The organism is Nocardia jiangxiensis NBRC 101359 (assembly GCF_000308615.1).
Taxonomy (GTDB): domain Bacteria; phylum Actinomycetota; class Actinomycetes; order Mycobacteriales; family Mycobacteriaceae; genus Nocardia; species Nocardia jiangxiensis.
The window spans coordinates 379,547-401,446 of record NZ_BAGB01000013.1 but is presented as its reverse complement, the minus strand read 5'-3'; the positions used below and the strand labels follow the sequence as shown (position 1 = coordinate 401,446).

At 66.6% G+C, this 21,900-nt stretch carries 24 protein-coding genes; 14 read left to right on the top strand and 10 right to left on the bottom strand.

The annotated features are described in order from the left end of the window. Positions 1 to 11: 11 nt before the first annotated feature. Positions 12 to 635: a uracil phosphoribosyltransferase gene (upp, locus tag ON40_RS06325; protein WP_040819336.1), complete on the bottom strand. Its 624-nt coding sequence runs from the start codon at positions 633 to 635 to the stop codon at positions 12 to 14. 148 nt (positions 636 to 783) lie between these two features. On the opposite strand from upp, the gene ON40_RS06320 reads away from it, so the two are divergent. The 5 genes from ON40_RS06320 to ON40_RS06300 are packed head-to-tail and all read left to right on the top strand — an operon-like array spanning position 784 to position 4,199. Beyond that, the gene (locus ON40_RS06320) at positions 784 to 1,107 is read left to right on the top strand and encodes a DUF2563 family protein (protein ID WP_040819333.1); all 324 of its coding nucleotides are present in this window, start codon (positions 784 to 786) and stop codon (positions 1,105 to 1,107) included. Continuing rightward, positions 1,104 to 2,219 carry an NlpC/P60 family protein gene (locus ON40_RS06315; protein ID WP_040819330.1) on the top strand — a complete coding sequence of 372 codons (1,116 nt, stop codon included), beginning with the start codon at positions 1,104 to 1,106 and terminating at the stop codon, positions 2,217 to 2,219. The genes ON40_RS06320 and ON40_RS06315 overlap by 4 nt, the downstream gene beginning before the upstream one ends. Further along, positions 2,216 to 2,572: a hypothetical protein gene (locus tag ON40_RS06310; RefSeq protein WP_051192740.1), complete on the top strand. Its 357-nt coding sequence runs from the start codon at positions 2,216 to 2,218 to the stop codon at positions 2,570 to 2,572. The genes ON40_RS06315 and ON40_RS06310 overlap by 4 nt, the downstream gene beginning before the upstream one ends. Before the next feature lie 4 nt (positions 2,573 to 2,576). After that, positions 2,577 to 2,909: a YbaB/EbfC family nucleoid-associated protein gene (locus ON40_RS06305; RefSeq protein WP_040819328.1), complete on the top strand. Its 333-nt coding sequence runs from the start codon at positions 2,577 to 2,579 to the stop codon at positions 2,907 to 2,909. A 33-nt stretch (positions 2,910 to 2,942) separates the two neighbouring features. Continuing rightward, positions 2,943 to 4,199, top strand: a complete 1,257-nt coding sequence (locus ON40_RS06300; protein ID WP_040819325.1) for a SatS C-terminal domain-containing protein — start codon at positions 2,943 to 2,945, stop codon at positions 4,197 to 4,199. A gap of 41 nt (positions 4,200 to 4,240) precedes the next feature. Here the strand turns inward: ON40_RS06300 and ON40_RS06295 are convergent, their stop codons facing one another. The 4 genes from ON40_RS06295 to ON40_RS06280 all read right to left on the bottom strand — a co-directional run bounded on the left by ON40_RS06295 (position 4,241) and on the right by ON40_RS06280 (position 7,531). Further along, positions 4,241 to 5,332, bottom strand: coding sequence for an adenosine deaminase (locus ON40_RS06295; RefSeq protein WP_040819322.1), 1,092 nt, complete (start codon positions 5,330 to 5,332; stop codon positions 4,241 to 4,243). Positions 5,333 to 5,478: 146 nt separating this feature from the next. Further along, positions 5,479 to 6,789, bottom strand: coding sequence for a thymidine phosphorylase (locus tag ON40_RS06290; protein WP_218008749.1), 1,311 nt, complete (start codon positions 6,787 to 6,789; stop codon positions 5,479 to 5,481). A gap of 73 nt (positions 6,790 to 6,862) precedes the next feature. Beyond that, positions 6,863 to 7,057 (bottom strand): hypothetical protein, encoded by a 195-nt coding sequence (locus ON40_RS53130; protein ID WP_169541826.1) that lies wholly within the window; start codon positions 7,055 to 7,057, stop codon positions 6,863 to 6,865. A gap of 72 nt (positions 7,058 to 7,129) precedes the next feature. Next, a complete protein-coding gene (locus ON40_RS06280; RefSeq protein ID WP_083895436.1) occupies positions 7,130 to 7,531 on the bottom strand; it encodes a cytidine deaminase in 402 nt (133 codons plus the stop codon). A gap of 336 nt (positions 7,532 to 7,867) precedes the next feature. On the opposite strand from ON40_RS06280, the gene sdhC reads away from it, so the two are divergent. The 6 genes from sdhC (at position 7,868) to ON40_RS06250 (ending at position 12,912) form a co-directional block, all read left to right on the top strand. Then, positions 7,868 to 8,272 (top strand): succinate dehydrogenase, cytochrome b556 subunit, encoded by a 405-nt coding sequence (gene sdhC, locus ON40_RS06275; RefSeq protein WP_083895435.1) that lies wholly within the window; start codon positions 7,868 to 7,870, stop codon positions 8,270 to 8,272. A 4-nt stretch (positions 8,273 to 8,276) separates the two neighbouring features. Beyond that, a complete protein-coding gene (locus ON40_RS06270) occupies positions 8,277 to 8,708 on the top strand; it encodes a succinate dehydrogenase hydrophobic membrane anchor subunit (RefSeq protein ID WP_040819311.1) in 432 nt (143 codons plus the stop codon). Positions 8,709 to 8,723: 15 nt separating this feature from the next. Continuing rightward, a complete protein-coding gene (gene sdhA / locus ON40_RS06265) occupies positions 8,724 to 10,505 on the top strand; it encodes a succinate dehydrogenase flavoprotein subunit (protein ID WP_040819308.1) in 1,782 nt (593 codons plus the stop codon). Next, entirely contained in the window at positions 10,505 to 11,278 is a 774-nt protein-coding gene (locus tag ON40_RS06260) for a succinate dehydrogenase iron-sulfur subunit (protein WP_040819307.1), read from the top strand. Before sdhA ends, ON40_RS06260 begins: the two co-directional genes overlap by 1 nt. A 201-nt stretch (positions 11,279 to 11,479) precedes the next feature. Continuing rightward, the gene (locus ON40_RS06255) at positions 11,480 to 11,899 is read left to right on the top strand and encodes a hypothetical protein (RefSeq protein WP_051192739.1); all 420 of its coding nucleotides are present in this window, start codon (positions 11,480 to 11,482) and stop codon (positions 11,897 to 11,899) included. 98 nt (positions 11,900 to 11,997) lie between these two features. Continuing rightward, positions 11,998 to 12,912 carry a phenylalanine 4-monooxygenase gene (locus ON40_RS06250; protein ID WP_040819305.1) on the top strand — a complete coding sequence of 305 codons (915 nt, stop codon included), beginning with the start codon at positions 11,998 to 12,000 and terminating at the stop codon, positions 12,910 to 12,912. On the opposite strand, the gene ON40_RS06245 is transcribed toward ON40_RS06250, so the two are convergent. Both ON40_RS06245 and ON40_RS06240 read right to left on the bottom strand, forming a co-directional pair. Continuing rightward, positions 12,869 to 13,498, bottom strand: coding sequence for an acyl-CoA-like ligand-binding transcription factor (locus tag ON40_RS06245; RefSeq protein ID WP_245567684.1), 630 nt, complete (start codon positions 13,496 to 13,498; stop codon positions 12,869 to 12,871). The two genes, ON40_RS06250 and ON40_RS06245, sit on opposite strands and share 44 nt — an antisense overlap. Beyond that, positions 13,488 to 15,059 (bottom strand): MFS transporter, encoded by a 1,572-nt coding sequence (locus ON40_RS06240; RefSeq protein WP_245567683.1) that lies wholly within the window; start codon positions 15,057 to 15,059, stop codon positions 13,488 to 13,490. The genes ON40_RS06245 and ON40_RS06240 overlap by 11 nt, the downstream gene beginning before the upstream one ends. 168 nt (positions 15,060 to 15,227) lie before the next feature. Between ON40_RS06240 and ON40_RS06235 the strand changes: the two genes are divergently transcribed. The 3 genes from ON40_RS06235 (at position 15,228) to ON40_RS06225 (ending at position 18,566) form a co-directional block, all read left to right on the top strand. Further along, on the top strand, positions 15,228 to 16,568 hold the full coding sequence (locus ON40_RS06235; protein ID WP_051192738.1) for a D-alanyl-D-alanine carboxypeptidase family protein: 1,341 nt from the start codon (positions 15,228 to 15,230) through the stop codon (positions 16,566 to 16,568). A 127-nt stretch (positions 16,569 to 16,695) separates the two neighbouring features. Further along, a complete protein-coding gene (locus tag ON40_RS06230; protein WP_040819301.1) occupies positions 16,696 to 17,913 on the top strand; it encodes a hypothetical protein in 1,218 nt (405 codons plus the stop codon). A 14-nt stretch (positions 17,914 to 17,927) separates the two neighbouring features. Continuing rightward, positions 17,928 to 18,566: a hypothetical protein gene (locus ON40_RS06225; protein ID WP_040819299.1), complete on the top strand. Its 639-nt coding sequence runs from the start codon at positions 17,928 to 17,930 to the stop codon at positions 18,564 to 18,566. Positions 18,567 to 18,629: 63 nt separating this feature from the next. Here ON40_RS06225 and yhjD read toward each other — a convergent pair whose 3' ends face one another. From yhjD to ON40_RS06210, 3 genes are all read right to left on the bottom strand, one after another. Next, a complete protein-coding gene (gene yhjD, locus ON40_RS06220; RefSeq protein ID WP_040819297.1) occupies positions 18,630 to 19,634 on the bottom strand; it encodes an inner membrane protein YhjD in 1,005 nt (334 codons plus the stop codon). 169 nt (positions 19,635 to 19,803) lie between these two features. Beyond that, positions 19,804 to 20,829, bottom strand: coding sequence for a tryptophan--tRNA ligase (gene trpS, locus ON40_RS06215; protein WP_040819295.1), 1,026 nt, complete (start codon positions 20,827 to 20,829; stop codon positions 19,804 to 19,806). Positions 20,830 to 20,893: 64 nt separating this feature from the next. Then, positions 20,894 to 21,826, bottom strand: a complete 933-nt coding sequence (locus ON40_RS06210) for an oxygenase MpaB family protein (RefSeq protein ID WP_040819293.1) — start codon at positions 21,824 to 21,826, stop codon at positions 20,894 to 20,896. Between the last annotated feature and the right edge of the window lie 74 nt (positions 21,827 to 21,900).

Sequence of the window (21,900 nt, the reverse complement as noted above, 5' to 3'; positions counted from 1 at the left end):
GAGTATCGGACTCAGCGCGGCCCGAACTGCCGATCGCCCGCGTCACCCAGGCCCGGGACGATGTATGCGTCGTCGTTGAGCCTGGCATCGACGGTCGCGGTGACCAGTCGGACCGGCAGCCCGGACTGCTCGAGCGCCGCGACGCCCTCCGGGGCGGCGACGACGCACACCGCGGTGATATCCGTGGCGTCGCGGGCGGCGAGCAGTTCCAGGGTGTGCCGCATCGAACCGCCGGTCGCCAACATCGGGTCCAGGACGAATACCGGTACCCCGGCCAGAGTTTCGGGCAGCGATTCCATGTACGGCACCGGCTGATGGGTGTGCTCGTCACGGGCGATGCCGACGAAGCCGACCCGTGATTCGGGGATCAGCTCACTGGCCGCGTCCACCATGCCGAGCCCGGCCCGCAGCACCGGCACCAGCAGCGGCGGATGTGTCAGGCGCACACCCTCGGTGACCGCGACCGGAGTGGTGACTTCGAACGTCGTCAGCGGGGCCTCGCGCAGGGCCTCGTAGATCAGGATTCCGGTCAGATCACGCAGTGCGCCACGGAAACCCGGGTTGGGTGTGCGCACATCACGCATGATGGTCAGCAGAGTCGAGACGAGCGGGTGATCCACGATGTGCGTTCGCATGAGGGAACGATAAGGTTTCCACCGGGTCCCGGCCCGCACTCCGTCCCGGATTTTTCTCGCTCGCGGAGTGGAACCGTTCTCGTGGAACCTGCGTCAAACTACTCGGATGACGTAATCTGCCACCAGACCAGCACGATGGGGGATTGTGATGCCAAAGATCTCGGTCGACACCGAAGGCCTTGCCGCTTACGGTGCGACAGCCGGCGGACTGGCCGGAGAAATGGCCTCGGCCGCAACCGCGGCGGCAGCCGCCGACCCGACTCTACTGGGCCCGATCTTCGGGCTGGTCGGTGGCGATTTCCTCAGCGCGTACTCCGCCGCCCACGCCGGACACGTGGCCTCGATCGGCCAGCTGTCCGCGGTGCTCGGCACGATGGGCACCGCCGCGGCCGGAGCCTCGGTCAGCTACGCGGAGAACGACGCCGAGCGCGTCACCGCCATGCACGCCGTCCAGGAAGAGCTCCAGGCATGATCGCCGGGATCGACCTGGACGCCCTGGCCAAGCCGCTGGTGGATCTGGTCGCCAGCTTCGGCACCGGCGTGTTGCCCACCGGCGGCCCCGCCGACGCGCTGCGCCGGACCTCCACGACGTTGGACGGCATCCACCAGGCCGGCAGCACGAGCATCAACCAGATGACCAACGCCTGGAACGGGCGCGCCGGTGACGCCGCCATGGACAAGGCGATGCAGGTGCAGACCTCCGCGGCGAACATCTCCGATCGCGGCACGAACATGGCCGACGTGGTCAGTCAGGCCGCGTCCACGGTGCAGACCGGTCAGCAGAAACTGGCCGGAATCCTGCAGGACTTCGTGCATCAGGTGAACGTGCTCGGCCCCGCGGCCACCACACCCGTGGGCCTGACGACCGTGGTCACCTCCGCGATCGACCATTTCGGCCAGGCGGTCGGCGTGGTCGGGCAGGTGCGTTCGGACCTCGATACGCACACCGCGTCGATGACCCAACTGACCCCGGCCCCGTCCACCCCGTCCACGGTCGGCACCCCGGCCAATGCGGCCTCGCTGATCTCCCAGGCCAGCAGCGGCGCGGAGACTGCCTCCGCACTGCTCGGCGGGGTCCTGTCCAGCGGCGGTTCGGCGGTCGGTTCGCTGACCACCCCGGCCTCGGCCAAGGATTCGAAGACCTCCACCGCGGCCAACAGCAGCACCGACAAGACCACCAAGAACGGGGGCGTGATGATCACGCTGCCCGACGGCACCAAGGTCGAAGCACCCAATCAGAAGGCCGCGACGGCGGTGAACGCCGCGATCAAGTGCTGCGGCACCCCGTATGTGTGGGGCGGCAACACACCTGGTCAGGGCCTGGATTGCAGTGGTCTGACCAAGTACGCGTACGGCCAGGCCGGGGTCGACCTGCCGCGCCTGGCAGCGGATCAGAGCCAAGGCGCGACACAGGTCAGTCCCGGTGATGTGGAGCCCGGTGATCTAGCCATCTGGGATGGTCACGTCGCCATGGTGGTGGGTAACGGAAAGATGGTCGAGGCCGGAGATCCGGTGCAGATCGATCCGATTCGAACGGAGAACATGGGAATGGCGTTCCACGGCTTCTACAGGCCCACGTCATGAGCGCGCCGCAGCAGCCGCCGAAGGAGATCCCGAACGTCACGGTCGCCTCGAGCACCAATCGTTCCGGCACCATCTCCGTGCGGGCGACCGATCAGGGCATGCCCGTGGAGATCAAGTTCGAGCGCAGCGAATACCGTTACGGCGCACAGGCTCTGGCCGGTGAGATCCTGCGCCTGACCAAACGTTCGGCGATCGTGGCCAAGGCCCGGCGGCGGGAGCTGCTGGCCGAGTCGGGTATGCCGGTCGAGATCCTCGACAAACTCGGCCTGCCCACCCGCCAGACCGCCGTGGACGAGCTGGACCGCATGGACGACGAGGACACCGGACCCACGAGCTGGATGAGGCAGGTTTGAGCGTATGAGTGCTGAGATGGATGCTCTCGTCGCCGCGGCGACCGAGAAGCTGGAGGCACTCGAGGCCGCACTGCACGGCCTCGGGCAGGTGCGCGGTAAGCACACCACCGACGACGGCCTGATCAGCGTCGAGGTGAACAGCGACGGCGCCCTGGTCGGCCTGCGACTCGCCGAGTCGATCACCACCCGTCCCCCCGCTGACGTGGGCCAGGCCATCATCGCGGCCTGTACACAGGCAGCCCAGGATGCGGGGGAACAGCGCTCCGCGGTCGTGGCGACGCTCAACTCGAGCTTCACCACACCGCAGGCGGGAAATGTTGGGGGGCGGGCCGAATAGTGCCACAGGCGCAGGGTCGATAGGCTCACGGTCATGGCTTCTGGAGACATCGTCCCGATCGAGCTCGGCCTGACCGACGGCGATCTCGTCACCCTATGGGCACCGCGCTGGCGCGACGGTGAGGACGAGTGGGAGGCATTCCTCGGACACGAGGACGCGCTGTACGGTTTCGACTCGGTCGCGGAGCTGGTCGCGTTCATCCGGACCAACGACGACAACGATCTGGTCGACCATCCGGCGTGGAAGGTCATCGCCGGGTTGTCGGCCGCGGAGCTGGAGCCCGAGGACGAGCACATCTTCGATCTGGTCGCGGTGCCGGAGTTGGCGGCGGGCGATCCCGATCCGGATGCCGTCGCCGAGCTCGAAGCGACGCTCGATATGGCCCGCACGATCGGGGACGTGTGCGAGCTCGAGGTGGTGACCAAGTTCTTCGACTCACACAAGGAGATCGGCGCGCTGTCCTCGGGCATGCGCGCGTTCTTCGGGCGTGAGGGCGAGGAGCTGTGGGGGCAGATCGGTGCGGCCATCGTCAAGGACTGGGACGAGGTCGTGGACGGCATCGACGCGGTGGTGAAGTCGCCGGAGGTCGATGCGGAGGCGGTGTCCGTCGCCGAGGCCGAACTGCTTGCGGCGGAACAGAACATCGTCGATGCCGAGGATGCGGCCGAGAACGACGAGGACGACGAGATCGAACAGGTCGACCTCGATGCGGAGGACGAGGAACCCGAAGACGAGGAGGAGGAGACCTTCTGGCACGGAGTCGGTATCGACCCGGTCCGGATCGTCACCTCCGAGGGCCAGTTCTTCACGTTGCGCTGCTATCTCGACGACGAGCCGGTGTTCCTCGGCAGCAACGGCCAGATCACCGTGTTCGGTTCCGAGCGCGCCCTGGCCCGCTACCTGGCCGACGACCACGATCACGATCTGGCCGCGGTGAGCACGTACGGCGAGGTGCACACCGCGGCGATCGACGGGTCGCTGGAGGTGGAGGTCTCCGACGAGAACGTCTACGTGCTGCCCGGCCTGGCCGACGATCTGGGCGAGGGCCCGGAGGCCGTCGATCTCGATCAGCTCGATCTGGCGGTCGAATTGTTCACCGACGCAGCCGATTACGCCGACGACGACACCGTGGAGCAGGCACTGACCAAGTCCACCTCACTGGGTTCGTACGTCTCGTACCTGCTCGAGCCCGACCCGGGCCGGATGGCGCCGAGCGCACCGTTCGCCGCCGAGGCCGAAGCCTGGCGAGTCCTGGAACGCGCCTTCGAAACCCGCCTCGACAAGGCATAGAGAAACCCCGCGCCGGAGCACCGGCGCGGGGTGGGCAATTCTCACCCGAGCAGTACCGCGTAACCCGGCTTGATCACCTCGTCGATGATGCGGAGGCGTTCGGGGAACGCGATGAAGGCGGACTTCATGGCGTTGATGGTGAACCGCTCGAGGTCGCTCCAGCCGTAGCCGAAGGTGTCCACCAGTTTGAGCATTTCCCGGCTCATGGTGGTGTCGCTCATCAGCCGGTTGTCGGTGTTGACCGTGACGCGGAAGCGCAGCCGCGCCAGCAGGTCGAACGGGTGCTTCTCCAGGGAGGGCACCGCGCCGGTCTGCACATTCGAGGACGGGCACAACTCCAGCGGAATCCGTTGGTCCCGAACGTAATTGGCGACCAGTCCGAGTTTCGGCCCGGATTCGGAATCGGTGATGTCGTCGGTGATGCGCACGCCGTGGCCGAGCCGTTCACAGCCGCAGAACGCGACGGCCTCGTGAATGGACGGCAGGCCGAAGGCCTCACCGGCGTGGATGGTGAAGTGCGCGCAGTTGGCCCGCATGTATTCGAAGGCGTCCAGGTGCCGGCTGGGCGGGTAGCCCGCCTCGGCCCCGGCGATGTCGAATCCGCCCACGCCGCGATCGCGCCACCGCACGGTCAACTCCGCGATCTCGAGTGAGCGCGCGGCATGGCGCATGGCGGTGAGCAGGCAGACCACCCGAATGGGTGTACCCGCCTCGGCGGCCAGTTGTTCGCTCTCGCGGAAGCCCGCCAGGGTGTGTTCGACGACCTCGTCCAGCGAGAGGCCGCGCTGCAGATGTTGTTCGGGTGCGAAACGCACCTCGGCGTACACCACGCCGTCCTCGGCCAGGTCCAGGGCGCATTCGCGGGCCACCCGGCGCAGGCCCTCGGCGGTCTGCATGACCGCCGTGGTGTGCGCGAAGGTTTCCAGATATCGCTCGAGTGATCCGCTGTCCGCCGCATCGCGGAACCAGTTGCCCAGCGCGTCGGCGTCCTGGGCGGGTAGCTGGTCGTAACCGCATTGTGCCGCGAGATCCAGCACGGTCCCGGGGCGCAACCCACCGTCGAGATGATCGTGCAGCACGGCCTTCGGGGCCTGGCGGATCGAGGCAAGAGTCAAAGGCATCGGTCCAGTCATGTATCGACGCTAGCCGCATCCGCCGCGTTCCGCAGCGAACTTTCCGCGTGTGCATCCCATGGAAGGCGAATCGTCCCCTTCCGGTTGCCCGCATGTCGCCTGTCCGATTCCCGCTGGACCATTCCGCCGCGGGAGGGGCGATGCGATCAGGGGGCAATACGGTCGAGCACGATCGAGACCGGCGCGCCCCGGTCGGGCACGGCCGACCCGGGCACTGCCGCGGCGTCGATCGCGTAGGCGTCGCGCAGGGCATCGAGGGCGGCCGGAAATGCTTCGGGCGTGTCGGTGTGCAGCGTGAGCAGCGGCTGCCCCGCGACGACCGGCTCCCCCGGTTTGGCGTGCATCTCGACGCCCGCGCCGAACTGGACCGGGTCACCCTGACGGGCACGCCCGGCTCCCAGGCGCCAGGCCGCCAGACCGACACCCATTGCATCGAGCCTGGTCAGCGTGCCGGATCGCGCGGCGGTGACGATCTCGGTGTGCGCGGCGACGGGCAGGGCGGCGTCCGGATCGCCGCCCTGGGCCCGGACCATCGCCTTCCAGTGGTCCATGGCGCGGCCGTCGGCGAGTGCGTCCGCCGGATCGACGTCACCGATTCCGGCTTGTGCCAGCATCTCCCGGGCCAGGGCGAGGGTCAGCTCGACCACATCGGCGGGGCCTGCGCCGGAGAGCACCTCGACCGTTTCGGCGACCTCGAGGGCGTTGCCGGCGGTCCGGCCGAGCGGAGTGTCCATCGCGGTCAGCAGCGCCACGGTGCGCAGGCCCGCGTCGGTGCCCAGTTCGACCATGGCCGTTGCCAATTCGCGGGCCGCGTCGAGCGTCTTCATGAAGGCGCCCGCCCCGACCTTGACGTCCAGTACCAGCGCCGCGGTGCCCTCGGCGATCTTCTTGCTCATGATCGAGCTGGCGATCAGCGGAATCGATTCCACGGTCCCGGTGACGTCCCGCAATGCGTAGAGCCGCTTGTCGGCGGGCGCCAGATCGGCCCCGGCGGCGCAGATCACCGCGCCGATCGCCGGATCCGCCAGTATCCGGCGCATGTCCGGAACCGGTACGTCGGCACGCCAGCCGGGTATCGATTCGAGCTTGTCCAGGGTGCCGCCGGTGTGCCCCAGACCGCGCCCGGACAATTGCGGCACCGCCGCACCGCACGCGGCGACCAGCGGCGCCAGCGGCAGGGTGATCTTGTCCCCCACGCCACCGGTGGAATGTTTGTCCACGGTCGGGCGCGGCAGATCCGCGAAGCTCATCCGCTGCCCGGACTCGATCATCGCGCCGGTCCAGCGCGCGATCTCGCGCCGGTTCATGCCCCGCACCAGAATGGCCATCGCCAGGGCCGACATCTGCTCGTCGGCCACCTCACCTCGGGTGAATCCATCGACGACCCAGTCGATCTGCTCGTCCGACAACTCCCCGCCGTCGCGTTTGGCCATGATCACCGACACCGCCGAATGCACGCTCACCATGCCCGACAGACTCTCAGAGGATTCCCCGCGGTGCACTGCCCATCACCGGGCACACGGACATGAATCACGAGCGGACTCCGGAGATATCCGCGGTCGCCGGTATCTCGCAGTGCCGCCGCGAATGCGCGGCCGCGCCCCGCACACCCTCGAACGGCAGGTAACGCAGCTCACATCCATCCCTGAAGCCGCTCAGCGAGGTGTCGTAATACGTTGTACGACAACGCTTTCCGAAACCCGACCGCATGTCCGGTCCGGCCACTCGATTCCACCTGGACCCACACCCTGTCGAGCGAACGGTCAGCACCACTGGGAAGTCGTGCGAAAACTCACATCATTTCCGCCCCGCCGCAAGATCATCGGGTCCGAAGGCAAACGGCAGCAAACGGTTCAGCGGCACCGGCCCGTCCGCGTGATCGACCATCAGATCACCGCCTCCGTGCTCGTAGAGCAGCTGCCGACAACGCCCGCACGGCATCAGGACCACCCCGCGCGAATCGCACACAGCAATCGCCAGCAACCTTCCCCCACCGGACGCACAGAGGTTACCGACCAGTACACATTCAGCACACAGCCCCAACCCGTATGAGACATTTTCCACATTGCACCCGAGCACCATTCGGCCGTCGACAGTGCGCGCGGCAGCGCCCACCGGATACCCCGAGTATGGTGCATACGCATTCTGCATAACTTCGAATGCATTGTGGCGCAATATATCCCAATCAATTTCCGACATTCCGAGACTCCGCTCGAGCTGTTCGTCAACGGTCGAGAAAAAGCTACCTCGAGCACTTCGAGATATCAGGCAAGGCAAACCTAACTCATGGAATTACGGCGCAACGAGCGGCACGCCGAATTAGTTCCGCGAATGTCCGGGGATTACAGTTCTGAAAGATCGGTTCGGGTTTGGCCATGCACCGTCGGCCACCGCCTTCGGGGTGTCGGCTCCGGGCACAGAGCTGGTGTATTCAGATCCAACGGCTCCTACTGTCCGCGCGCCGAAATCTGCGACCGGATCGCCACTGCCGGCCCGCCCGGCGGGTCCACAACGACGTTGGAGGCACCGCACTCTATGACCACCACGCTGGAAGCTCCGGCTCAGCCGAAGCGGAAGACTTTGTACCGCGGCGACCCTGGCATGTGGTCCTGGGCGCTGCATCGGATCACCGGTGTGACGATCTTCTTCTTCCTCTTCGTCCACGTGCTCGACACCGCGCTGGTGCGGGTCAGCCCGGACACCTACAACCGGGCGATCGAGACCTACAAGAACCCGCTCGTCGCTCTGATGGAGATGGCCCTGGTCGTGTGCGTGCTGTTCCACGCACTCAACGGCGTCCGGGTCATCCTGGTCGACTTCTGGTCCAAGGGCCCCAAGTATCAGCGGCTGATGCTCTGGATCGTGCTCGCGATCTGGGTGATCGTCGCCGGTATGGGCGTGGGACGCCAGCTGTTCTACATGATCACGACGGAGCTCTGAGACCATGACCGCACCTGTCCTCGGCAAGTCCTACGACCGCCCCGCCAGCCTCGACTCGCCCCGCGCGCCGCGCCGGGCCTCGGGCAACAACTTCGAGAAGCACGCGTGGCTGTTCATGCGCTTCTCCGGCATCCTGCTGATCGTGCTGGTCCTGGGCCACATGACGATCATGCTGATGCTCGACGGCGGCGTGAAGCGCCTGAACTTCGCCTTCGTGGCCGGTCGCTGGGCCAGCCCGTTCTGGCAGATCTGGGACCTGACCATGCTGTGGCTGGCTCAGCTGCACGGCGGCAACGGCCTGCGCACCGTCATCGACGACTACTCGCGCAAGGACTCCACCCGGTTCTGGCTCAAGACCCTGCTGGCCGTCGCGATGATCCTGATCATGGGCGTGGGCACCTACGTCATCTTCACCTTCGACCCCAACATCAGTTAGGAACAGGCCTCTTCGATGACCGAGAACCCGATTGAGGAACACCGCTACGACGTGGTGATCGTCGGTGCCGGTGGCGCGGGAATGCGTGCGGCGATCGAGGCCGGGCCCCGCGTCCGCACCGCCGTGCTGACCAAGCTCTACCCCACCCGCAGCCACACCGGCGCGGCCCAGGGCGGCATGTGCGCCGCGCTGGCGAACGTGGAGGAAGACAACTGGGAGTGGCACACCTTCGACACCGTCAAGGGTGGTGACTACCTGGTCGACCAGGACGCCGCGGAGATCATGGCCAAGGAGGCCATCGACGCGGTGCTGGACCTGGAGAAGATGGGCCTGCCGTTCAACCGGACCCCCGAGGGCCGGATCGACCAGCGCCGCTTCGGCGGGCACACCCGCGACCACGGCAAGGCGCCGGTGCGGCGCGCGTGCTACGCCGCGGACCGCACCGGTCACATGATCCTGCAGACGCTGTACCAGAACTGCGTCAAGCACGACGTGGAGTTCTACAACGAGTTCTACGTGCTGGACCTGCTGCTCACCGACACCGACCGCGGCCCGGTCGCGACCGGTGTGGTCGCCTACGAGCTGGCCACCGGCAGGCTGCACGTGTTCCACGCCAAGGCGATCATCTTCGCCACGGGCGGTTCGGGCCGGATGTACAAGACCACCTCCAACGCACACACGCTGACCGGCGACGGTATGGCGATCGTGTTCCGCAAGGGACTTCCCTTGGAGGACATGGAATTCCACCAGTTCCATCCGACAGGTCTGGCCGGTCTGGGCATCCTCATCTCCGAGGCGGTCCGCGGCGAGGGCGGCATCCTGCGCAACGCGTCGGGTGAGCGGTTCATGGAGCGCTACGCCCCGACCATCAAGGACCTCGCCCCGCGCGACATCGTCGCCCGGTCGATGGTGCTCGAGGTGGCCGAGGGTCGCGGCGGCGGGCCGAACAAGGACTACGTCTTCATCGACGTGACCCACCTCGGTGAGGACGTGCTCGAGGAGAAGCTGCCCGACATCACCGAGTTCTCCCGCACCTACCTGGGTGTGGACCCGGTCAAGGAGCCGGTGCCGGTCATGCCGACCTGCCACTACGTGATGGGCGGCATCCCCACCCGCATCCGCGGCGAGGTGCTGCGCAACAACACCGACGTGGTGCCGGGCCTGTACGCCGCCGGTGAGTGCGCCTGCGTCTCGGTGCACGGGTCCAACCGGCTGGGCACCAACTCGCTGCTGGACATCAACGTGTTCGGACGTCGCGCGGGCATCGCCGCCGCGGAATACGCCCAGCGCCACGACTTCGTGGAGCTGCCGCCGGAGCCCGCGACCATGGTGCAGAACTGGCTGGCCAACGTGCTGTCCGAACACGGCGACGAGCGCGTCGCCGATATCCGCGGCGAACTGCAGGCGACCATGGACGCCAACGCGGGTGTGTTCCGCACCGAGGACACGCTGAAGAAGGTGCTCACCGATATCCACGGATTCAAGGAGCGCTACGAGCGGATCACCGTGCAGGACAAGGGCAAGCGCTACAACAGCGACCTGCTCGAGGCCGTCGAGCTGGGCTTCCTGCTGGAGCTGGCCGAGGTGACCGTGGTGGGCGCGTTGAACCGCAAGGAGTCGCGCGGCGGCCACGCCCGCGAGGACTACCCCAACCGTGACGACGTGAACTTCATGCGCCACACCATGGCGTACAAGCAGGTCGAGCCCGGTGCGCCGGCGGAGTTGATCGCCGACATCCGGCTGGACTTCAAACCGGTCGTGCAGACCCGTTACGAGCCGATGGAGCGTAAGTACTGATGACTGCTGTAGCCGAAGCTCCCGCAGGGCAGAAACCGGCCCCCGTTCCGGACGGTTCGGTCATGGTCACCGTGAAGGTGGCCCGGTTCAACCCGGAGAACGAGCTGGGCGCGCACTGGGATTCCTTCCAGGTGCCGGTGCTGCCCACCGACCGTTTCCTGAACGTGCTCATCTACATCAAGTCCTATCTGGACGGCACGCTCACCTTCCGCCGCTCCTGCGCACACGGTGTCTGTGGTTCGGACGCCATGCGCATCAACGGCGTGAACCGGTTGGCGTGCAAGGTGCTGATGCGCGACATGCTGCCCAAGAACGGCAAGACCCTCACCATGACCGTCGAACCCATCCGCGGCCTGCCCGTGGAGAAGGACCTCGTGGTGAACATGGAGCCGTTCTTCGACGCGTTCCGCGCGGTCAAGCCGTACCTGATGACCTCGGGTAACGAGCCCACCCGCGAGCGCATCCAGTCCCAGACCGACCGGCACCGGTTCGACGACACCACCAAGTGCATCCTGTGCGCCTGCTGCACCACCTCGTGCCCGGTGTACTGGAACGACGGCAGCTACTTCGGTCCGGCCGCGATCGTGAACGCGCACCGCTTCATCTTCGACAGCCGCGACGAGGGCGCCCGCGAGCGCCTGGACATCCTGAACGATGTGGAAGGCGTGTGGCGCTGCCGCACCACCTTCAACTGCACCGACGCCTGCCCTCGTGGCATCGAGGTCACCAAGGCGATCCAGGAGGTCAAGCGCGCACTGCTGTTCGCGCGGTAGCAATGCACTCCGGGATCACCCGGAAAGGCAAGGCCCCGAGGGCCGCTCACATCATCGGATGTGAGCGGCCTTCGTCGTAGATCACAACACCGCGCGGGGGCGAGCGGGAACTCCGTGCGCCGGGTGCGGCGTTGGGAGTGCAGACAGGCTCGAAGCCCGATCCCGCACGGGGACGGGCGTATTCGTAGTAAGGACAGTGCCGTGATCTGCTTCTTCGACTCCTCCCACGGCCAGGCGACCACGCAGGCGATGTGGCAGCCGCAGTGGGGGGTGCCCCGGCCCGTCGAGGTCTGCCAGATGTGTGCGCAACGTATTCAGACCACGCAGCCGCCCTACTATCAGCCCGTGCAGCAGGGTTATCCACAGCCTGGTTACCCGCAGCCCGGCTATCCGCAGCAGGGTTATCCACAGCAGGGCTATCCGGGCCAGCCCGGGTATCCGCCCCAGCGTCAGGGGCACAGCACCGCCGCCGTGGTCGGTGCGGGTGCGGCGGGCGTGGTCGGCGGCATGCTGCTCGGTGAAGTGCTCTTCGACGACGACCAGGACTCCGAACGCGCCTACGAACGCGGATTCGAGGACGGTGGCTACGCCGACGAACGCCGGGACGACGGCTTCTTCTGATGGCTCCGAACCTCGGACGATACCGGATCTGCTAGGCAATTTGTCAAGGTAACTGGTCTTTTATTGTCGGCTGAGCCCAGCGGTGATTGCATCTAGGCATGTTCAACGAAGCTCAGTTGTACTCGCCGGTGACCACGGACACCGACGGTGATGTGACCGTGCACCTGAGCGACGAGCACCCCGGCGTGCACGATCCCGCCTACCGGGCTCGTCGCAACGCGATCGCCGCACGGGCACTGGCCTACCGGCGGGGCGAGCCGACGCCCCGGATCGAGTACACCGAGGACGAACAGCAGGTGTGGCGGATCGCCTCGGCCGAACTGTCCCGCAAACACCAGAGGTACGCGTCCGCGGAGGTGCTCGCGGGCGCGCACCGTCTGGGCCTGCCGCGCGATCACATTCCGCAGCTCGACGAGGTGTCCGCGCAACTGGTGCCGCTCAGCGGATTTCGCTACGTGCCCGCGGCCGGGCTGGTGCCGCTGCGGGAGTTCTTCGGCTCCTTCGCCGACCGCGTCTTCCACTCCACCCAGTACATCCGACATCATTCGGCCCCGCTCTACACGCCCGAACCGGATGCGATCCACGAAATCATCGGCCACGCCAATCAATTGGCCAGTCCCCGGTTCGCCGCGATCTACGCCGAGGTCGGCGCGGCGGTGACCCGGCTGGAAACCGATGCGGCACTGAAGTTCCTGGCCGACGTGTTCTGGTTCTCGATGGAGTTCGGCGTGGTCCGCGAACGCGGCCGGGTCCGTTGCTACGGCGCGGGCCTGCTGTCCTCGTACGGTGAGATCGAAGAGTTCCGCGACGCCCAGCTACGTCCGCTGAACGTGTACGAGATGGGCACGGCCGCCTACGACATCACCCACTACCAGCCCGTACTGTACTGCGCGGCTTCGATTTCCGAGATCGAGGACGTGGTGGGCGGATTCTTCGCCACGGTGACCGACGACATCGTCGCCGAGCTCACTACAGCGCCATCCCCTGCTCCAGGAAGTCGGCGACCTGCTTGATCTTCTCCATGTCCAGGCCGCGCCCGGTGGTGGCATCGAAGGTGGTACTCATCGCGCCGATCAGCGCGCCCGCGAACGCGCGCACCTCCAATTCGTCGGCGGACCGGCCGGTCCGGTCGGCGATCAGCCGGGCCACCAAACGCACATTGCGCTCGGTCTCGCGGGCGATCACGCTGGCCAGTTCGGGCACCGTGTAGATCAGCTTCATCCGCTGCTGTTCGAATTCCAGATCCTCCGGCTCGAGCGAATCGAAGACCTCGACGGTGGCACAGAGGAACGCACGCAGCGGCGACAGCTCCGCGGGCTGCGCCTCGACGGCCCGGATCATCGGCGGATCCAGGTCGTCGGTCAGCACGACCTGTTCCTTGGACGGGAAGTAGCGGAAGAACGTACTCGGCGAGATGTCCGCGGCCTCGGCGATCTGCTCGACCGTCGTCTCGGCGTAGCCCTGCTCGGCGAACAGCCGCATGGCCTCGGTCCGGATGGTGCGGCGGGTACGTTCCTTCTTGCGCTCGCGCAGGCCCATCCGGGGCGAACTCGCCGCGGAATGGGCCTGCGTTGGCGGCGCCTTCGAATCAGCCGACATGCAGCGATTCTCCCGCATCGTCCGCGGTCCGCGCGGACGATGCCGCGCTGCGGGTGCGGATCGCGGCGACGACCGCCGCGATCAGGCAGATTCCCGCACACACCCACAGCATCGCGCCCATCCCGCCGACGAAGGCGGACTGCACCTTCGAGAGCATCAGGCCGTCGCCGAGTTCGTGCGCGACCGCGACTCCCCCGCTGACACCGTCGGAGATCGGCGAATGGTTGTAACCGCCCAGTTGCGCGCGGTACTGGGTGGACAGCACAGTTCCCAGGACCGCGACCCCGATCGTCCCGCCGGCCTGTCGCAGCGCCTGGATCAGCGCCGAACCCGAGCCGGACCGCTCGGCATCCAGTTCGCCCATCGCCATGCCCATCGCGGCGGGCATCACGAATCCCATTCCGGCCCCGAGCAGCGTGATCCACAGCGCCGTGTACCCGTAGCCGCTGCTCACCGTGGTCAGCGCACCGATCACCAGACCGCCTGCCAGCAGCAGGAATCCGATCACCAGCACCACGCGCAGTCCGGCCCGCGGCAACAGTTTGTCCACCAGCCGAGTGCCGATCAGCAGCCCGCCGATCAAGGGCAGCAGCCGCAATCCGCTGCCGAGCGAATCCACGCCCAGCACCGCCTGGAAATACTGCGGCACGGTGAAGAACATCCCGAACATCGCGAAGTTGATGACGATGGAATACATCGTCCCCCAACGGAATCCGTTCACCCGGAACAGGCCGAGATCCACCAGCGGGTGATCGGTGCGCCGCTGCCGGCCGGCGAAGAGAACCAGCACCACCACACCCGCGGCGACGGTACTCCAGCCCAGCGGGTCACCCCAGCCCTGTCCGCCCAGGCGGATGAAACCGTAGGTGAGCCCGAGCATCCCGGCCGCGGACAGCGCCACACCGAGCAGATCGATGCGGAAGGTCTTCTCGCTGCGCGATTCCGGAACCAGCACGGCCACCGCGATCAGGCCGATCAGCACCATCGGGACGTTGATCAGGAAGACCGAGCCCCACCAGAAGTTCTGCAGCAGCCAGCCGCCGACGATCGGACCCAGCGGCATCCCGATCGCGGTGGAGGTGACCCAGACCGTCAGCGCCCGTTGCAGATCGGCCTTGTCGGGGAACAGTGTCGGGAGCACCGACATCGACAGCGGCATCATCGCGGCGGCGGCCAGGCCCAGCAGCGCACGCGCGGTCATCAGCTCACCGGACGAGGTCGCCAGCGCGCACCACAGCGAGGCGGCACCGAACAGCACCAGCGCGGCGAGCAGAAACCGCTTGCGGCCGTAGCGATCTCCGAGTGCACCCGCGGGCAGCATGAGCGCGGCCAGGACGAGCGTGTACGCCGTGGTGAACCACTGCAGCGCCGAGGTTCCGGCATGCAGATCGACCGAGATGGTGGGCAGCGCCACCACCAGCACCGTCGTATCCAGCCCGATCGCGAGCATGGCTGTCGCGAGCGCTCCCAGCGCCAGCCAGCGCGCCCTGCCGGACGTCTGTGCCGCAACCCCCGGCGACCCGGTGACCGGGCCGCTGTCGCGCGCATCCATTGCCTTCATGACAGATCCAATCATTTGGATGGTTCTTTATTTTGATAGTAACTCTCATTTCATAGCCCATGTCAATACCGAATGCGCCCGCGATGTCCCGAGTACGCCACGCCCCGAGCCCGATGCTCGACCAGCTCACAGTCACGCCCGGACCGGTTCCGCATAAGCTCGACGGCGATGCGCACTCGAACACCCCGGCCCGACGGCCGCACCAGCACACCCCGTGCGAGCCGACGTACGCTCGCCACCTTCGCCGTCGCCCTGGCCGCCGGACTCGTCGGCGTCACCACGCTGACCGGCGTCGACGTCGCGCTCTCCGGCCCGGCGAGCGCGCAGCCGACCGGGACCTCGGTCCCGTTCGTCACGCCGAACACCGATTCCTGCCCGGACCGGATCTCCCCGCCCCCGGCGATCGATGAATCCGAGGTCCCGGAACCGGGCCAGACCGTGCCCAAGCCGCTGCCGGTGCCCGCGAGCCCGGTCGGCGGCGGCAAACTCGGCGGCTGCGGCGTGCTGCTGCCCGACGGCGCGCCGCCGGCGCCCAAGGACATCTCCGCGACGGCCTGGATGATCGCCGATCTGGACACCGGCAAGGTGCTGGCCGCGAAGGATCCACACGGCCGTTACCGGCCCGCCTCCACGATGAAAACGCTGCTGGCCGCGGTCGCACTACCGCAGCTCGACCTGAACAAGGTCGTGATCGGCACCCAGGACGACGCGAATGCCGACGGCACCCGCGTCGGCATCGGGGCCGGCGGCCGCTACACCAACGACCAGATCTTCCACGCCCTGCTGATGTGCTCGGGCAACGACGCGGCGCACGCCATCGCCATGCAGTTGGGCGGAGTGGACCGCACCCTGGCGCAGATGGACGCGAAGGCGAAGGAACTGCACGCCCTGGACACCCGGGCGGCGACCCCGTCCGGTCTGGACGGTCCGGGCATGAGCATCTCCGCCTACGACCTGGCCACCATCTTCCGCCACGACATGACGATCCCCGCGTTCGCCGACATCGTGCACACCGAGGAGTACAACTTCCCCGGCTTCCCGGCCGATCCGAAGATCCCCGGCGACAAGGATCACCCCGGCTTCCCCATCGCCAACGACAACCACCTGCTCTACGACTACGAGGGCGATCTCGGCGGTAAGACCGGTTACACCGACGACGCCCGGCAGACCTTCGTCACCGCCGCCCAGCGTGGCGGCCACCGCCTGGTCGTCACCCTGTTGAAGGCCGACGTCCTGCCGATCCGCCCGCCCGAACAGGCCGCCCGCCTGCTGGACTACGGCTTCTCGCTGCCCACGGGCGCGAACGTCGGCTCGCTCCCCGGCTCCGATGCCGACCAGGCCCCCACCGCGGCGCTGGCCACTCCGCCGGTGCACAGCGTCGGCGCATCGGCGCCCAGCACGAACCACGACCACGAGAATCTGCGCACGACCCTGATCGTGGTCGGCCTGGCCGTGATCCTGATCCTGGTCGTGCTGGTCTGGCGGATGAGCGGGCGCGCGCGTCGCTGACGCGATTCGAAAAACGATGGAACCGGCGCGCGCCGCGCTGCGTCCAAACCATCAGACAGGTACCCGTGACGGCCCGGACGGTCGAAGCTGCCTGTGGCGGATCGGATCGAGAGCGAAAAGGGGGCCCGTGGCGACTGTGCTCAATGTGCCGCCGACGGAAGACTTCACGGCCTACACGGGACTGGTGTCGAAACAGGGCGATCATCTGGCGCCGATGGTCGCGTGGACCACGAAGGAATGCGCGGATGTCGACGGGCTGGACGGATTGCTGTCCCCGGGCAAGACCATCGTCCCCAAGGTGGCCGATCTGTTCGACGGCAAACTGAAGCAGTGCCAGACCGGCATGGGGCAGATCCAGAGCAAGGTCACCACGGTCGACAAGGAGTTGCGCTCCCAGGACGATACGAACGCCACGGCGATATCGACGCTGTTCGGCACGTCGGCGGGCAGCGCCGCGGATATCTCCGCGATTCCGGGCGCGTCACTCCTGGGCAATTTCACCGACGAAGACGTGACCCTGAAATCACCGAGCAAGCCCGACACGATTTCCACCGGCATGATCGGCGGGGTGAAACAGGCCCTGAAAGGCGGGAGCCTGATCTGGGTCGCGGACAAGATGTACAAATACGTCACGGGCAGCAGCTTCATCGATCAGCTGTTCAAGCCGCTGGTGGGCGACTGGGATCGCCTGATGTACCTGCACGATGCCTACGACACCCTCGGTGACGCCTGCCATACGGTCGCCGGCACACTGCGCAAGGGTTCGTGGAAGATCGGCGCCGAATGGCAGGGCGACACCGCCGAGGCATTCGACACGTACATGTTCCGCTGGACTATGGGCCTGGGCGGCATCGGCGACGGCACCAAGGAGATCGCCAAGGTCTTCAAGGACGTCTACGAGACGATCACCGCACTGGTCAAAATGATCGTGACGAAGATCAGCGCGGCATTCGAGGGATGTATCAAGGACCTCGCGATCGAGGCGGCCAAGACGATCGGCGGCGATATCGCGATCGAGGCGATCGGACTGGGCCCGGAGGATCCGCTGGCCGATGTCGCGGCCGCCGCCTGGACCGCGTATCGAATGGAGAAGATCTACAAGAAGGTGAAGCTCGTCGTCGCGGCGGTCAACGAGATCTTCACGCTCTACGGCCAGATCAAGACCGCGGTGGAGAAGATCACCTCCGGTATCAAGGCCGTGGAGTCGGCGTTCAGCTCGCCGATGCCCAGCATCGGCAGCCTGGTCGACGACGTCGAACAACGCGGATTCGACTTCGAGAAGAACAAGAGCTGGGATCCGGCGGCGGGCACCGCGCGCATCGCGATGCTGCCGTCGGTGTCCTGAGAAGGGGGTTTGTCGTGCTCGAAGATGTCACGGAGTTCGTGGTGGCGCCCGACTATCAGGTTCGCAGTACCACCTACGACGTACTCCGGCCCGATTCCGATCGGCCGATCGCGCGGTTCGGCCGTACCGAAGCCATGACCGGTCCGAATGCGGTGCCGTTCCCGGTGCATACCGGTCCGGGCCTCGATGTCCTGGCGGGCACCATCATTCCCGGCCTGGCCGTGGGGACCGACAAACGCTCGATCGGTTACTTCAAGTCCGAGGCGATCGGTTTCCAGAGTGTGGGCCGCAGTTACACCTTCCATCAGGAGGGACTGGGCACCCTACCGGGCAAGCAGCTCGGAGCCGATTCGAATCTGCTGAAACGGCGCGGTTTGCGGCTGCTCGATACGGTCGACATCGCCACGATGGCGATGAATCTGCACGTCCGGTTCGAGAGCGGCGACAGTCGGGGATTCGAGGTCGAACGACGGGCCGGGGTGTCCAACAGATATCGCTTCCTGGTCCACGCCCCGCGGGTGAGCCGACTGCTACTCCTGGCCACCTTCCTGCTGCTGGAGGGCGAGCGCGTGGATTGGCGCGAGACGTTGACAAGTCAGGCAAGGGTTTTCGATCCGGGTTCCTGGTTCCCGCGCAAGAAGCCGCGACGGTGACCATCCGGCCGACGCCATTCTTGTGACCGAAATACGCACGAGATCAATGGTTTTCGGTCGGCATCACCGTTTCGAGTGCCGGAAGCGGGTCAGCGCCGCCGCGGCGACCGCACCCGCCCCGAACAGCACCGCGCCCGTTTTCGCGGTCATTCCCGCCGACATCCGCGGCTGGATCACCGCGGGGCCGGGCGGGGGCACTTCGGCCTCGAGCATGTTCTCCCGAGCCGTGGCCGCCCATGCCGTGGCGAACAGGATGATCCGCGCGGTGATGTAGGCGAAGACCATCAGACCCAGGATCGGACCGAAGGCGACACCGGCCGGGCTGGTCAGAACATGTTTGAGGTAGTAACTGGCGACCTGTTTCCACACCTCGAAGGCGATCGCGGCGATCAACGCCGCCTGTCCCGCGCTGACCAGCGTGACCGGCTGACGCGGCAGCCGCGCGATCACCCAGGCGAAGACCGCCCAGGACGCGAGCACCGCCAGGACCAGCGACAATATCGTGAGCAGCAGCCCGACACCCGGAGCGTGTTGCAGGTGGACCACCGTGAGCAGTTCGCGGCCCAGATTGCTGGAGGCCAGCGCCGACATACCGAACGAGACCACCAGCGCGACACCGAGACCGAGCAGTGCGATCAGATCGGAGATCTTGGTGCGGAACCAATTACCCTGCGGCGCTTGCTGTTCCCACTGTTCGGTCAGCGCTGCCCGCAGGTTGGCCATCCAGCCCAGCCCAGCGTAGAACGCGCCGACCAGACCGATCACCCCGACGCCGGTGCGGGATTTGACCGCCTGATCGACCAGATCGTTGACCTGCCCGCCCAGCGATCCCGGCAGATTCGCGACGATCTTGTCCTGTATCTCGCTGAGCAGATGCGGATTGTGCGACAACACGAATCCGGCCACCGCGAACGCGACCATCAGCATCGGAAACAACGACAGCACAGTGAAATACGTGATTCCGGCCGCGTAGTAGTCACCGCGCTGACGCTGATAGCTCGCACCGGCTCGCACCAGATGATCCAGCCAGGGGCGGGTCCGGACCGCGCCCGCGATCCGCGCCTTCATCCTGCCGAACACCCAACCTCCCGCAACGCTCGGACGTCCGCGCGGACGGCGATCTCACACACGAATCCGCGCGGACGGTAACTCGACTGGCCGATCTCGCATCAGGGCGGCGGCCGCAGGCCGAGGCAGCGAAGACTACGTCCGCGCAGGCCCACCCCCTCGCGCGGATTCAGCGGGCCAGGAAGCCGACCCGGTCGTACACCTGTGCGAGAGTGTTACCGGCGATCTCCCGCGCCCGCTCCGTTCCCGCGGCGAGGACGCGATCGAGTTCGCCCTGATCGCCCATATACTCTTGCACCTTCGCCTGCAGCGGGGTGACGAATTCCACGAGCGCGTCGGCGACGTCGCCCTTGAGCTCGCCGTATCCCTTGCCGACATAATCCTTTTCGAGTGTCACGATCGGCGTGTCGGTGAGCGAGGACAGGATCACCAGCAGATTGCTCACCCCCGGTTTGGTCTCCGGGTCGTAGCGGATCTCGCGCTCGGTATCGGTCACCGCGGAGCGAATCTTCTTCGCCGACGCCTTCGGATCGTCGAGCAGATTGAGCAGGCCGGCGTCGGTGGCGGCCGACTTGCTCATCTTCGAGGTGGGATCCTGCAGGTCGTAGATCTTGGCGGTGCCGGACACGATGTGCGGGTCGGGAACCACGAACGTCTTCTTGAAGCGAGTGTTGAACCGCTGCGCCAGATTCCGGGTCAGCTCCAGATGCTGGCGCTGATCCTCGCCGACCGGAACCAGGTGCGGGCGGTACAGCAGGATGTCCGCGGCCATCAGCACCGGATAGGTGAACAGGCCGACCGTCGCGTTGTCGGTGCCCTGTTTGGCGGACTTGTCCTTGAACTGCGTCATCCGGCTGGCCTCGCCGAATCCGGTGATGCAGTTCAACACCCAGGTCAGCTCAGCGTGTTCGGGCACCTGACTCTGCACGAACAGGGTCGAGCGCTTCGGGTCGATGCCCAGCGCCAGCAGCTGCGCCGCCGCGCGCTTGGTGCGATTGCGCAGCTGCTTGGGATCCTGCGGCACGGTGATGGCGTGCAGATCCGGGATGAAGTAGAGCGCCTCGAAGTCCTCCTGCAACTGCACCCAATACTGCAGCGCGCCAAGGTAATTGCCGAGGTGGAAGGAATCGCTCGTCGGCTGGATCCCGGACAGGACCCGCTGCTTGCGCTCACCGGTTGGTGCAGGACTGGACATGAGCCGATCCTAAACGGGACGACCGGCCTGGAAAGCACACGGGTGACTCATCGAGCACGCACCTTCAGACCGCATGCCTTTCCGCGTAGCTGCGGGGGTCCACACCGGGCATGCTGGGGCGGCCCGAGCCGACGAGTTCCTTCTCGCGGCGGCCGAGCATGCGGTAGACCGGGGCGCTGGGGCCGGCGAGGGTGCCGTGCAGGACGCGCGGGGTCAGGGGTACGGAGGTGTGCGCGGTGCGGACCGCGCGGGACAGCGTGCCGAAGGCCAGTTCCTCGCGTCGACCCCAACGGATGTCGTACATCTCGCGGATGCGCGCGGGCAGACTGCCCTGGACCAGCAGATGCACGCTGTTCACGACCTGGTTCAGCGGGAGCGGCAGCGGGTAGGGCACCTGCTGCCCGGCCAGGTACGAGCCGACCAGGCGGGCCTCGTCGGTGAGGTAGAGCTCCTCGGAATCGAGATAACCGTCGAAGTAGCGGCGGAACTCCGGATAACTCGCGGGTGCGGCCTCGCGCGGCATGCCGAACAGCTCACCCCAGTACACGTAGTCCTGATACAGGTCCTCGCGTTCGGTCGCGGTCAGCCTGCGAACCAGCAGGTCGTGCATGACCTCGGCCGAGTCGAAGGTGAATGCCATGGTCATGAACATCAGCTGCGGATCGTGCGCGGAATAGCCGGTCCCCGCCGGGTGGTGCGCGCCCGCGTCCTCGGGCAGCGCGCCGTGCACCTTCGCATGCTTCTTGTCCGTGTACGACCGTGCCCGATCGGCCTCGGCCCTGGTGCCCAGGGCAACCGCCTCGAACAACCGACCGGTGATGGCGAGCCGGGTGTACGGCGTCGTGCGGTGCGCGGTGTGCTCCGCGGTGCCGACGTACAGCAGCGGATTCACCGCACCGACGACCAGCGCGCGCTGCCCGTAGGTGAGCCCGACCGCCCGCTTGCGCATGACACGGCGAATCATCGAATCGTCGGCGAAGTAACCGGACTCGGGCATCGTTGCCTCCTCATTTCGAGCATCTGGCAAAAGCATCCCCCAGATCAACAATTCTGGCAATGGCAAGAACCAGA

What these genes read in the sequence shown, in the direction of transcription:
- ON40_RS06210 (WP_040819293.1), bottom strand. Translation starts at nt 21,826, where the DNA reads ATGCCCGAGTCCGGTTACTTCGCCGACGATTCGATGATTCGCCGTGTC.
- yhjD (WP_040819297.1), bottom strand. Translation starts at nt 19,634, where the DNA reads ATGAAGGCGCGGATCGCGGGCGCGGTCCGGACCCGCCCCTGGCTGGAT.
- ON40_RS06280 (WP_083895436.1), bottom strand. Translation starts at nt 7,531, where the DNA reads ATGTCGGAAATTGATTGGGATATATTGCGCCACAATGCATTCGAAGTT.
- ON40_RS06295 (WP_040819322.1), bottom strand. Translation starts at nt 5,332, where the DNA reads ATGACTGGACCGATGCCTTTGACTCTTGCCTCGATCCGCCAGGCCCCG.
- trpS (WP_040819295.1), bottom strand. Translation starts at nt 20,829, where the DNA reads ATGTCCAGTCCTGCACCAACCGGTGAGCGCAAGCAGCGGGTCCTGTCC.
- sdhA (WP_040819308.1), top strand. Translation starts at nt 8,724, where the DNA reads ATGACCGAGAACCCGATTGAGGAACACCGCTACGACGTGGTGATCGTC.
- sdhC (WP_083895435.1), top strand. Translation starts at nt 7,868, where the DNA reads ATGACCACCACGCTGGAAGCTCCGGCTCAGCCGAAGCGGAAGACTTTG.
- ON40_RS06320 (WP_040819333.1), top strand. Translation starts at nt 784, where the DNA reads ATGCCAAAGATCTCGGTCGACACCGAAGGCCTTGCCGCTTACGGTGCG.
- ON40_RS06270 (WP_040819311.1), top strand. Translation starts at nt 8,277, where the DNA reads ATGACCGCACCTGTCCTCGGCAAGTCCTACGACCGCCCCGCCAGCCTC.
- upp (WP_040819336.1), bottom strand. Translation starts at nt 635, where the DNA reads ATGCGAACGCACATCGTGGATCACCCGCTCGTCTCGACTCTGCTGACC.
- ON40_RS06245 (WP_245567684.1), bottom strand. Translation starts at nt 13,498, where the DNA reads ATGTCGGCTGATTCGAAGGCGCCGCCAACGCAGGCCCATTCCGCGGCG.
- ON40_RS06310 (WP_051192740.1), top strand. Translation starts at nt 2,216, where the DNA reads ATGAGCGCGCCGCAGCAGCCGCCGAAGGAGATCCCGAACGTCACGGTC.
- ON40_RS06305 (WP_040819328.1), top strand. Translation starts at nt 2,577, where the DNA reads ATGAGTGCTGAGATGGATGCTCTCGTCGCCGCGGCGACCGAGAAGCTG.
- ON40_RS06250 (WP_040819305.1), top strand. Translation starts at nt 11,998, where the DNA reads ATGTTCAACGAAGCTCAGTTGTACTCGCCGGTGACCACGGACACCGAC.
- ON40_RS06260 (WP_040819307.1), top strand. Translation starts at nt 10,505, where the DNA reads ATGACTGCTGTAGCCGAAGCTCCCGCAGGGCAGAAACCGGCCCCCGTT.
- ON40_RS06300 (WP_040819325.1), top strand. Translation starts at nt 2,943, where the DNA reads ATGGCTTCTGGAGACATCGTCCCGATCGAGCTCGGCCTGACCGACGGC.
- ON40_RS06235 (WP_051192738.1), top strand. Translation starts at nt 15,228, where the DNA reads ATGCGCACTCGAACACCCCGGCCCGACGGCCGCACCAGCACACCCCGT.
- ON40_RS06315 (WP_040819330.1), top strand. Translation starts at nt 1,104, where the DNA reads ATGATCGCCGGGATCGACCTGGACGCCCTGGCCAAGCCGCTGGTGGAT.
- ON40_RS06240 (WP_245567683.1), bottom strand. Translation starts at nt 15,059, where the DNA reads ATGAAGGCAATGGATGCGCGCGACAGCGGCCCGGTCACCGGGTCGCCG.